8 protein-coding genes are annotated in these 11,537 nt (G+C 48.9%); 7 read left to right on the forward strand and 1 reads right to left on the reverse strand.

The genetic code is table 11. The annotated features are described in order from the left end of the window. Nucleotides 1-112: 112 nt before the first annotated feature. On the reverse strand, nt 113-1,636 hold the full coding sequence (locus tag KNP83_RS13360; RefSeq protein ID WP_214762908.1) for a PDDEXK family nuclease: 1,524 nt from the start codon (nt 1,634-1,636) through the stop codon (nt 113-115). Between the two features lie 238 nt (nt 1,637-1,874). On the opposite strand from KNP83_RS13360, the gene KNP83_RS13365 reads away from it, so the two are divergent. The 7 genes from KNP83_RS13365 (at nt 1,875) to KNP83_RS13395 (ending at nt 11,534) form a co-directional block, all read left to right on the forward strand. After that, nucleotides 1,875-3,311: a hypothetical protein gene (locus KNP83_RS13365; RefSeq protein ID WP_214762909.1), complete on the forward strand. Its 1,437-nt coding sequence runs from the start codon at nt 1,875-1,877 to the stop codon at nt 3,309-3,311. Nucleotides 3,312-4,123: 812 nt separating this feature from the next. Then, nucleotides 4,124-5,191: a hypothetical protein gene (locus KNP83_RS13370; RefSeq protein WP_214762910.1), complete on the forward strand. Its 1,068-nt coding sequence runs from the start codon at nt 4,124-4,126 to the stop codon at nt 5,189-5,191. A gap of 693 nt (nt 5,192-5,884) precedes the next feature. Then, complete coding sequence (locus KNP83_RS13375; protein ID WP_214762911.1) at nt 5,885-6,667, forward strand: ParA family protein; 783 nt, start codon at nt 5,885-5,887, stop codon at nt 6,665-6,667. Continuing rightward, nucleotides 6,664-7,353, forward strand: coding sequence for a DUF3102 domain-containing protein (locus KNP83_RS13380; RefSeq protein ID WP_214762912.1), 690 nt, complete (start codon nt 6,664-6,666; stop codon nt 7,351-7,353). Before KNP83_RS13375 ends, KNP83_RS13380 begins: the two co-directional genes overlap by 4 nt. Further along, complete coding sequence (locus tag KNP83_RS13385) at nt 7,350-8,126, forward strand: ParA family protein (protein WP_214762913.1); 777 nt, start codon at nt 7,350-7,352, stop codon at nt 8,124-8,126. Before KNP83_RS13380 ends, KNP83_RS13385 begins: the two co-directional genes overlap by 4 nt. Continuing rightward, nucleotides 8,123-8,929: a hypothetical protein gene (locus KNP83_RS13390; RefSeq protein WP_214762914.1), complete on the forward strand. Its 807-nt coding sequence runs from the start codon at nt 8,123-8,125 to the stop codon at nt 8,927-8,929. The genes KNP83_RS13385 and KNP83_RS13390 overlap by 4 nt, the downstream gene beginning before the upstream one ends. 28 nt (nt 8,930-8,957) lie before the next feature. After that, a complete protein-coding gene (locus tag KNP83_RS13395; RefSeq protein WP_214762915.1) occupies nt 8,958-11,534 on the forward strand; it encodes a hypothetical protein in 2,577 nt (858 codons plus the stop codon). The last annotated feature ends 3 nt before the right edge of the window (nt 11,535-11,537 follow it).

The raw sequence follows: 11,537 nt of genomic DNA on the forward strand, positions 1-11,537 counted from the left end.
CGTTTCGGGCGCAACGGTCTATATGTATCTGCTTGACGAGTTGTTCACCAAGCAGCCCCGGTTAGAAAAGTGTGCGCCGGCGCACACTTTTCTAACCGGGGCTTATTTCAAATCACACCTTATAAAGGTAAGACAGATAGGCATCCTTGGTCACGAATACCATATCCATGTCTGGCGCCAGATAAAATGATGTTCGGTTCACCAAGATGACGAAACCCGCACGGTCGAACGGTCTGCCATGAAGGTCAGACAACTCGTCGCACATATCCGTCAGCCGTGCATGTGGAGACACCCCCATCAAACTGTTCATCAATGCTTGTGGAAGGTCTCGGCTCACCCCTCTGATGAAGAGATAGGTATCACCGACCTTCACATGAGAGATTTTACCTGGCCTTCTCAATACCCCCTCATACACCTTCTCATCGAACCCGTATTCCCCGAGCGGGTCATAGTCGAGAAGTTCTGTGAGCCGCTCAATCGTATAGAAGCGACCTACTTCCATCTCGTTAAAGACCAACTCCCGAAAAGATTCCAATAGTTTGGTGGTTATGCCCGCACGGACGAGTGCCCGTTCTGTGATGAAAAGGCCGGGCTCGATTTCGATGATTCTCCAACCGTCCCTCATCTTTGCCATCATCCTGGACGCATAGGGATGGGAGAGTACCGGTGTATCCTCCATCTTGAAATAATCGACGCCCAAAATGACTTGCTCGATATAAGACCTGCTGTCCAGATGCTTCCTGGCCAAGATGTATGGCGAGGATATCCGATACCCTACATTCTCGACCAGACGCTTGTTGATGGATTCGACCCCGAATCCCGGAATGACCTCTCGACAGGCTGCCACGAACGTCTCTGGGGTATAGGCCTCCTCCTGCAACAACCTCTTGAGGGAGTCGATTGTGGCTCCCACTATTTCATCGTCGATTGACTCCATGTCTCGTAGGACATTGATTTCATCTCGTCTGGCCTCGAAGAGGGGGGTGACGATTCCACTCACGTATTTCGCGTTCAGCCAGAGGCCTTGCTTCGTGATCGTCTGTCCGTCAGGGAGGAGGGTGACATCGTTCTTATTGTTCGCTTTCGGCCGGATATGTATCATCTTATGCGCCGCCTGGCCTGGGAGATTGTTCTTCGTGATCATTTTACTCCCGTGGTAGGCCTCCCACATCTGTACCCCTTCTCTCAGTATACTGGTCACCATCTCCCAATAGGATTTCAATCCCTCTACCTCTTCATGTGGTAGTTTCCAGAGAACGGGACCAAGAAAGAACACATCCCCAACCTTGTTCTCACAAAAGACCATGAATAGGAAGGTCGAACCGCCGAGAGATCGCATGATTGCACTGTTTTCCCAGTCCGTCTCGACCCACTCGAGAAAATCGATTTCCTCGAGGACAGTGTTCTGTTTGGAAGTGCCCTTTTTATTGAGATTGACAGACTTCACTAACAGTCGTCCGTCGACATCTCCTTCCAACAGCTCTATCGCATCGCTATGACGATCGATGAGCCGTTTCGTTATATTGGAGGTCTTCGCCTTGCTCTCGTTGAGATCAGGGTTGAGACCGACATCCCACGACAGCATCTTGGCCCCTTTCCCAATATATGTGTCAAACGCCTTAAGATGTACGCTCATAACTTCCCTCATTCCTTGCATTTATTGAGTCACGGCCTACTTATAAGCCATTTTTAGGGAGTATTCTAACAAAACCCTACACTAGAATTATAATTCAATTTCACCTCTCATCATATTAGAAAAAAGTGTGCGCCGGCGCACATTTTCAATTGTGGTATTTGAAATAATTATAGGGTATCAAATTTAAAGGTTCCTCTTGGGGACGTGTGCTATATTTAGGGGAGAAGAGGTGATCAGCATGGAGAACCAATCGAACTCCAACAGCCGCTCCCAGCAACTCATCATTTCGCAAGCGGTCAATTCAATCAAACAGCACGGCATGGAGGACATTCTCCACGAGGCGGCGATTTACGACATAAACGGCTTCGTGGCGTCGCTCTATCAGGAACACTACGCCCTTGAGAACATCGAGAACGCCTATAAAAAGATTCGCTATTATTCCTTCATGAAGTTGAAGCGTCGCTGGGTCAAGACGGCGATCCGTAACTATCAAGAGGGACGTGGATATAACAAGGAGCTGCGGGCACAACATGACATGATCTCGGCCTATTTGAAGGTGGCTGGCCCCGAAGGCCTCTATAGAGAGTTTCACGTGAAGTCTGTCGAGGACTATATGCAGCTCTGCATCACAAAGATCCAGGAATGGGCCGAGGATCCGAACCGATTACTCCACACATATCCTTACTGGTCGCAGAAGACCCTCAATCAAAAAACGTCCACGTTGAAGACCGACGTGCTGATGGTCCTAGGGGAGGTGGCCAAAGAGATCGATCTGACGCAACGGGTCGCGCACCACTCACCGACATTGGCCGTCGACATCCCGTTCTTCGGCATGTCGGACCGTATCAAGAACAAGACGGACCACCTCGACGAGAGGTTGAACGATGCCTCGCAGCTCAACCTCGACCTGTTGAATTATGAGTCCGTCGTCCCCAAGTACAAGGAGGGCGTCCCGCATAACCTTTCCGTCCTGGTCAGCAAGGAGTTCATCCAAGAGTTGAACGGCAAGGTCCCTGACCTCGACTCGAAGGATTTTGAGGCCTTCACCGAGATCCTCTCTTACCGCGACATCTCGTTCCAGACGAGCCGGAAAATCATCTTCCCGTTGGTCCGGCTGGTGGAGAAGCTGTATGCCAACAAGAGCGGGAAGAGTTATGATTTGACGACGAAGCGGTTGATGAAGCTCGGCTATTATCGGGTCGCCGGGCATAACGATGAAGGGGACTTCTTCATCCGCGGGCTCTTCTCATCCGTCACCATCAGGAACGCCACGACACTGGCCGACAGCCAGGTGGTCGTCACGGTCACCGAGGAGGTCTATGATGACCTGCTCAAACAGCAGATCGTCAGCATATACGGGGAACAGATCGAACAGTTGACAGGGAGCTTCGCCTATCATTTGGCATTCGTCCTACAAAAAGAACGTATGGCCTCCATCCAGTCGGGGGAGGAGAACCCGGTCCGGCGACATTGGCGCCAGTTCACCTATTCGATCCGCTTCAACAAGTCACGTAAGTCAGAGAACCTGATGGAGCTCGAGGCGAACCTCGACCGCATCAAGGAGCACGAGTTCATCTTGAAGGACTGGCACCGCTCCGGTGATTATTATTTCTTCACGTTCTATCCGCTCGAGTCGTGGGAGATGTTGAACCACAATGACACCTTGCTGCTTTGACAGAGACGTACATCCCAGGAAGCCCTTTGCAAAAGGGGCTTCTTTTTGTTGATATGGCGGCCGAATATGTTCCATGTGGAACATTCCATGCTCAGGGCAAGTCATAGGACAGCCATGGACCAGCATCGTCCATCGTACCAAGATGACATCCTGGGAGTTTTGGGGGTGAACGGCCTTACAATGTCGCGTTTATTCTAAAGTGTTCAGTACAATCCGTAATAAGACACATTTGAGATGAATTTGGTCGCAAGTCATCGTACCGAAACCGCACTTAGATAGAATTTGGTCGCAAATCGTCGTACTGAAACGACATTCTCTTTAATTTGGTCGCAAACCATCGTACCAGAACGACACTTTCTTTGATTTGATCGCGAATCGGCGTACCAGAACGACATATATGGGCAAATCGATAGAATTCCAAAAAAAAATTAAGTACCCGTTTCTTAAATTTGGTCGCGAATCGTCGTACTGAAACCGCATTTTGTTCGATTTTTGTCGCCAATCATTGTACCGAGACGACACTTAAGTCAATTTGGTCGCAAATCGTCGTACTGAAACGACATAATCTATGTTTTCGTGATGAAAATTCTAGCCGAATATAGCCTGAAATCGCTTCATCAGGCCGTTCGTATCAATTTGGTCGCAAACCGTCGTACTGAAACGACACTCTTTTTCTCTCTAAAAATGGCTCAACACCAATGTTTATTTAAATTTGGTCGCAAACCGTCGTACTGAAACCGCACTTTGACACCAATTGGAAAGAACAAGATACTAAAACTAGCATATTTTAGGATAGGGGAGGTGTAGGAGAGATGATCGGTAAGAATCGCCATGTTTTGATTGCGAATAAACTTCTAGTCGCGATGAGCGGACTGACACGTTGGACTAAACGACAGGATCACTATCGTTATGAGCAGCATCATTATAACATCCCTGTCTGCTTCACATCCTTGAAATGGACGAAGTCGCGGATCCGGCACATGCTCACCATCCTCGCCTATGCCGATGACCAAGGGAAAATCGATTTCGCGGAAGATGTTGCGATGGCGGAGTCGGCGCGCACCTCGGCCCGTTCCCTACATAACAACCTGAAGATGTTCGAACAGTGCGGCCTCATGACGGTCGTCCGTCATTTCCCTGGGGTGTTCTCTATCGAGTTGACGGAATACCGTGAGAATTATCGTGACCTCTTCCTCGACGGCACCTCTGTCGTCTCAAAGACCGGGTACACGTCTATCTGGCATGGCCTCTTGTCAGAGCTAATCGCGCTCGACAACGTCAATACGTTGCGCCTCGCATTGCGGACGCTCGTCCAGGTCGAGAAGGATATTCACGTCCAGTCAAACGAGCAGGCCGTGTTGACGTACGATGAAATCAAAGGTTTCCTTCCTAAATACTGCGGCCACAAGCTCGCCATTCAAAAGATGATGTCCGGTCTCAAGTTCCTACGCGTGTCGCTCGTCGAGGACAGCAAGACCTTCTTGAACATGGTCCAGCAGAGCGTATCGCTCAAAAAGCGTGTCCAAGATGTGACACGTCCGCTCTTGCTTGAAGTCCAGCTATCGGAGACACACGACAGCAAGCAGATTAAAGAGCAGGAGCGTTCTGCGGTCCAGCTCCTTTGGTTCGAGCTTCGTAAGCGGGTCGGGGAGTTCCTCGACTTTGACGCGCTCAAAATAGGCCGCGACTCGCTCTTCTCGATGAGTGATACGTTCGGAGCAACATCGTTCGAACAGGTGGTCGAAGAGTTGAAGCAAGCGTTCCTCCACCATCGGGAGGATTTGGTCCACTCGAGCGCGCACAAGCTGTTCTTTGAGGAACCGATCTTCTATCTTCATCAACGGCTGAAAACCATACAGGAAAAAATGGCTGTCGCATGATGGCCTCTTTGACATGCACTTTTTTGAAAAAACTCTTGAAAACGACCAATATGTATCATGCGAAATGCTTGATTTCACGCTTTGAGATTTATCTCGACCATCAGGGCATCGATTCGGCACTTCGCTCGGCCATTAAGGAAAAAAATCAAATGTTTCATCTGATTAATCAATTATACGAAGAAGGATTTTATAACTTATCGTCATGATCACAAATCTTAACAGAAGTAAATAAAGTCCTTCTGAAAAAAGAATGGCTTCTCCTGAAGATTCTCTAGACGATATAATCTGCTGAACGCCTGGGAAGACTGGGTCCAGGGGACTTCTGGTTCTTCCAATTCTATTAATCCCTTTTAAACTCTCTATAATCTGTTTCAATTATTTCAATCCAGAAGAATATGGTTTTAGTCTTCTTCTGTGAAAGTATCCAGCGACGTATAGATATAACTTGTATGTCTCTCCTTGATATGAGCTCCGTTTGCAGCGATACATTTGTGGAGCTCCACATGACAATCGTCTAATCGGACACATTTCGACGTCGAAATGTATACAGATATATATATATGAACCTTATTGTATACTTTGTTGAAACACGTTTGTATACATATATTTTATGATTTTATATAGGGCATTCGGTTTTTTCATTGTATTGAAAAAAAGATTATGACATGATATGAGAGAGAAAGGGGAGAGAAGATGAACATACTCACGTTCTACATATCAAAGGGTGGGTCGGGAAAGACCACCTGTTCCTTGAACATGGCCTACGCATTGGGTGAGCTGGGAAAACGGGTACTGATTATCGACTTGGACCCACAAGGTTCCCTCAGCAAACTGATGTTGAAAGAATCTGACACAATCAAGTACATGACGATGTTTGATGTACATACACGCAACCTCGACATCAAAGAAGTCCTTTTTGACGATGAGACGCATAACGTCAGTCTTCTCCCTTCGAACGAACGTAATGCACGATTGATTAACCTGATATCGGAACAAGACAAGCTCTTTCTATTGAAGGACATGATAAGCCCGTTAGAAGACGAGTTCGATTGGATTATCTTGGATTCGGTCCCATCAATCAACGAACTCTCGAAAGTCGTCCTGTCGACGTCAGACATGACCATCATCCCGTTCATGCCGAAGAAGCTCGTCTTCGACCAACTTGCGAGTACCGTACGTACGGTGCAAAAAGTGAAGAAATTTTATAATCCGGACCTCGTCATCACAGGCATCCTTCCTGTCGCCATGGACGCCTCTTTGAAGGCTGACAGAGAATATTACGAAGCGATGGAGGACATTGCGAGACAAGAGACGCTAGAGATCCTCCCGACCATCAAACGGTCGACGTTCATCGAAAAGGCGGCCGATAGCGGGAAGAGCGTCATCCAGTACCGCTCAAAAGAATCCAAGGTGCTCGCTGACCCGTTCCGTCGATTGGCCAAACAAATCGTCGAAAAGGCGGGTGAGACGTCATGAAGGCACGGAATCGAAACATCCATAAAATCAAACCGAGCGAGCAGCATCCATATCAGAGTGGTTTGACAAATATCAGTGCCCTCGTTCAAAAACTTCCGGTATCCAAAGAGGTCGAGGACCTCGTGAACGAGATCAATGAGCTTTCAAAAGTACAAACGATTTCAGTGTTCGAGATAGGGAAGCGACTCGTCATCGCACGCTCTGAGATGCATGACAAGAAGGAATGGCTCGGATTCCTCGAAGCCGTGTCGATGTCCAGCTCTCTCGCCTCACGATATGTCAAAGCCTACGAGACGCTACACCCACTGGAAGGCACACTTTCGAGCGTACCTGCCTCCAAACTGTTCGAACTGATGTATCTCGACAACGTGGAGGAGGTCATCGAGCAAGGACTTTATATCGATGGGGAGTCGCGTAACATCGACGAGTTGACGGTCAAACAAATCCGAGAGGCACGTAAAAATCGTGACCAGACGCCTCAGGTCAAAGTCAGTCCGTTCCAAAAAGCGAAGAAACCATCGTCCATTCTTTCCGCTCGGATCCCGACCGACCTGTCAGATCAGTTCCAACAATATGCGCATGCACAGAATCGAAGCGTGAGCGAATTACTGGCAGAAATCATCCAACAGACAGTGAGCGACAATATCATCCAAGTCACAGACGAGAAACGAGGAGACGAATCATGAAGAAAATCGCACTGTACAATAGAAAGGGCGGGGTCGGTAAGTCGACGACGACCATCAACCTGGCCCACGCGTATGCCCGTGACGGATTACGTGTCCTGGTCATAGACGCGGACGATCAAGCTTCTTCGACGAACGGGCTCGGCCTGACGAACGACTATGAGGGCAAGGTGCTCCTCGATTGTCTTCTCGAGGAGAATGACCCTTTCTATACACCAATAGAACAGGTCATCGTGACGTGCGAGTATGAGACCGGGACGATTTATCTTGTCCCGACGAGACGCTCGGCCTCACCAAGTGACCTGACGAGTCAAATCGGATATGAGTATCGTCTCAGTGAAGAGCTCGCCAAGATCGACGAACTGTTCGACATCTGCTTGATTGATTGCCCCGGATCGACATCGGCCCTTAACCCATACGCACGCTGCGCACTCGTCGCTCAGGACCGTATCGTCATGCCTGTCCAGATGCAAAAGTTCTCGATGGACGCGGTCTACTCGGCGCCAGAGGAGCTGGAAGAGATGAAACGCTTCCGGGAAGACATCCATATCGCGGCATTCATACCGACGATGGTTAGCGCTCGCTCGAAAGGAGACGTCACGACAGTGGAAGAACTCGAAGAACTCGGAAAAGAAGTCGGCATCCCGGTCTTGACGACGATTCCCTATGCGGTAAAGGTCCAGACGCTACAGCGCGAGTCTCGCCCCGTCATCGACCATAAGAGCCCTGCGACCGATGCCTATCTACAACTTGCCCAGGAGGTACTCTCGTTATGACACGCAACCGAAAGAAACATGCCCCGAAAATTTCGACGTTCAGCGCCAGCCTTCCGGTCAAGCAGAACCAACAACCGGCCGACACGCGAACCGAACAGGTCGAGGCCGTGAAGGAGTTCTCAGCGACCACGACCGTGTCAAATCCCTATCAAGCACTTCCGGCGACGGGATTGTCACGGATCATCACAAAGAAACTCCCAGAGGACATGGAGGGGATCGTGCAGTATTACAATCACATCGATGCCATCCAAGCGACAAGTTTTGTCGAGAAATGTCGAATACTCGCACATGCGAACGCCCTGTTCAGGGACCCTGAGACGAAGCAGGATTTTCAGAGGGTGCAAGGGACATGGAAGGACTTCTTGAATCGTATCGGGATGTCACACCCGCAGGTGAGCCGTTTCGTGTCATTCTGGAACACGTTCGGGCCGAACATCCTAGAAAAGACGATTGAACAGGACTTCAGCGCGACGAAGCTCGCCGAACTCTTGTCTTGGCCGGAGGACCCGAGACCTGCGCTCTTGGACGGAAAAACCTACCCTACGAAAAATGGGGAGAAGAGCGTATATGAGATGACGCGTGAGGAATTACGTGAGGTGAAAAAGATGCTGCTAGAACGGAAAGAAGGGCGAGTTATCGAGACCTCCAGCACCCCTAAGCGGAACATCCGGATTACATTCAACGATGACGATGCCTTGCTCTATCAAAACCTTCGGCAGAAGGCCCGAGAGGAAGCTGTATCCGAGGATGAAATCATTCGTCGAGCCCTACAGGAATACTTGTCTTCGATTGGACGTCAGTGAACTAATATGAGAATCGGGGGATAAGAAGATGGATGAAAGGAAGCCGGGATTTGGAGGGGGAAGATATCAGGATATTCGTCTAGAAGACCTGCAACATAGTTTTCTTGGAATGATTGATGTCGCAGAACGAGAGGGATATTCCTTGTCGTTCAATTCTGTCATCCAATTGACTCGCCAACATTTGACTGTTCAAGATTTCATTTCAGGTGAAGCTGCTACCATAGAACGGTTCAGGGAGCCGGTTTACAAAACGCTCACCGCCCTTTTGGGCATATACGGGCCCGAGCAATTTATACGGATGAGTGCCGAAAGGACCTTCTATCATCTTATCTTTATGGGGATGGGCGTGAATGAGTCGCTACCGAGACTTTTGAAAGTCAAAGGCTTCGACTATCACTCATTTAAAAGAGTCGACTACGAGACGTTCAAAGAGAGAACAGGGGGAAGGAATCGGCTGAATACATACGAAAAATTGATGACTTCCTACCTGGCGTTTGAAGAAGCGATGGGTTCATGTTCATCGGAATCAGTTCTGCCTGAGTCTTACCAGACACCAGTGAATCCGCCCGTTGGCAGGCATGCCCCTATCGGCAAAAGACAGTTCACGCTCCTTGAAAGGAAGTTCTTGCAGAAGTGGTATGACGAATTGGATGACACGTTCACGGTGGAGGAACTTAGAGAAAAATTCGGGAGAGATGAGCGGTATGTCCGATTGGTCCTTCAGGCGTCAGAACAAAAGGGGTTGCTTGCACATGACGAGCATGTTGTAAAAAAGATAAGGAGGACGTTCGAAGAATTTTTGGTTTGGGACGGATTGCCTGAGAAAGAATTTATGCGTATGAGATTCCAGGGTCTCAAGAGTGTGAATGAGATATCGGAACAACGCGGGATTTCCAGACAACGCATATCGACTCGATTGAACACGGCAGTGGGACTCGTTCCACTCACTCACATCGATGAGACCAATGCCCATCTTAAACTCTTTACCCAATTCAGCCTTTCCGAAGATGCTTTCGTCGAAATCTTCGACATGCATCGTGGAGTATATAGATTGCTATCAGCCAAACTGAAACGCGGGGAAAGACATATTTCGGGAATTCACGACAAGTTGACACTGGAGCAGCAGAAGAGGTTCGAACGACACTTCTCGTTGTTCTTATATGATGGCGAGCTAGTACCAATCAATAAGAAGAACATTTTTGAGCATGTTCTCCGTATTCATGCGTCGATGGCCCCTTTTCACATCGAGGAGGTCAAAAGGCAATACGAACGGTTTATAGCAGAACATATCCCTGTCGAATTGGCCCCTCCACTCCTGACTGATGAGCTGACGTTAAAGGGTATAGGTGAAAGGTCAGAGTTTGTTATCAACTCGTATGGCCACGGGCTGAGATTCCATGACCCTAAGGTCTTCACAGGTGAGAGGGTCGAACGTCTTCTACGCTTGCTGCAACTAGAACCTGGTGTATACAATGCGCGCTACATCTTTCAACTCGACCCTGAACTTATGGAAGAGTTGAACTGCCAAGATCCTTCAGAGCTTCATAACATCATCAAAACCAGAATCTCACATCCTCATGTCACGATGGGAAGGATGCCAGAACTCGCCATAGGTGTTAGCGATAAACTCACGTGGGTGCGTCATCTAATCCGTGAGCATGCCCCGATACCGCTCGAGGAATTTCTAGACATTCTGTCCCGTAGATTTGGACTTCATATCCCTTCCATGCGTAGTCTGGTCCAGACCACCATGTTAGAACATTTATCGCCTGATAACGTATTGATAGCAAGCTTCCCGGTCATCACGGACGAGGAGACAGAGTGGTTGAGGGGAATCCTTGTCGAAGCCATCTACACGTTCGACCAACTGCTTGATCTCTATAAGGACGTCCCAGACCTTTACGACAAGTTCTTGAACAAATGGATCCTGTCACAGGTGGGCTACACAATCAGCGGTGGATTCATCGTCAAGTCGGAGTATGGGAGTGGGGAGGCATATTTCCGGTGCGTCATCAAATCCAAAGACCTGTATCGAATACAGGACATCCCGGCTGCCAAGACGCAGAGCTACTTCAAGGTACTGAAGGACCTAGAGACAGAATTAGAGATCTTCAGGGCAGACGACGACCACTACATGAACATCGGGCGACTGGAGAAGGGCGGGTTCTCAAAATCCATGATCCGGGCTGAAATCGAGGGCATTGTCGAGACTGCAAGACATCTCGACACGGAGTATTTCACATTCCCCATGCTTCAAGAAGTCCTCGATTCAGAGTTGGTCGACCTGGGGATGGAGAATGTCTTCTACGAGAGGCTGATCCGCCTTCATCCGGACGTGAACTTCATCCCGTCAGGTGGTGGGGACATCTTCTATTTCTCCAGAGAAAAGAGGATGCTTGGACATTTCTATCTTGCACACCTCCATGAAAGCGAGGGCACAGACGTCCACGTGTTCGAAAGAGGGCTCGAGGAACGATACGGTATGACGTTCAACAGCGGGAAGATAATCGACTCCATCAGGGACCGGGGAGGGTTCTTCTCACCGGAGACCGAGAAAGTGTACCGAGACAAGTCGATATTCCTCGATGATCTTTATCGAGACTGAAAA

This window comes from Exiguobacterium sp. s146 (genome assembly GCF_018618415.1).
Classification (GTDB): domain Bacteria; phylum Bacillota; class Bacilli; order Exiguobacteriales; family Exiguobacteriaceae; genus Exiguobacterium.

Excerpts from the sequence above, each read along its gene's own strand:
- KNP83_RS13365 (WP_214762909.1), top strand. The coding sequence starts at position 1,875 with ATGGAGAACCAATCGAACTCCAACAGCCGCTCCCAGCAACTCATCATT.
- KNP83_RS13360 (WP_214762908.1), bottom strand. The coding sequence starts at position 1,636 with ATGAGCGTACATCTTAAGGCGTTTGACACATATATTGGGAAAGGGGCC.
- KNP83_RS13375 (WP_214762911.1), top strand. The coding sequence starts at position 5,885 with ATGAACATACTCACGTTCTACATATCAAAGGGTGGGTCGGGAAAGACC.
- KNP83_RS13395 (WP_214762915.1), top strand. The coding sequence starts at position 8,958 with ATGGATGAAAGGAAGCCGGGATTTGGAGGGGGAAGATATCAGGATATT.
- KNP83_RS13380 (WP_214762912.1), top strand. The coding sequence starts at position 6,664 with ATGAAGGCACGGAATCGAAACATCCATAAAATCAAACCGAGCGAGCAG.
- KNP83_RS13370 (WP_214762910.1), top strand. The coding sequence starts at position 4,124 with ATGATCGGTAAGAATCGCCATGTTTTGATTGCGAATAAACTTCTAGTC.
- KNP83_RS13390 (WP_214762914.1), top strand. The coding sequence starts at position 8,123 with ATGACACGCAACCGAAAGAAACATGCCCCGAAAATTTCGACGTTCAGC.
- KNP83_RS13385 (WP_214762913.1), top strand. The coding sequence starts at position 7,350 with ATGAAGAAAATCGCACTGTACAATAGAAAGGGCGGGGTCGGTAAGTCG.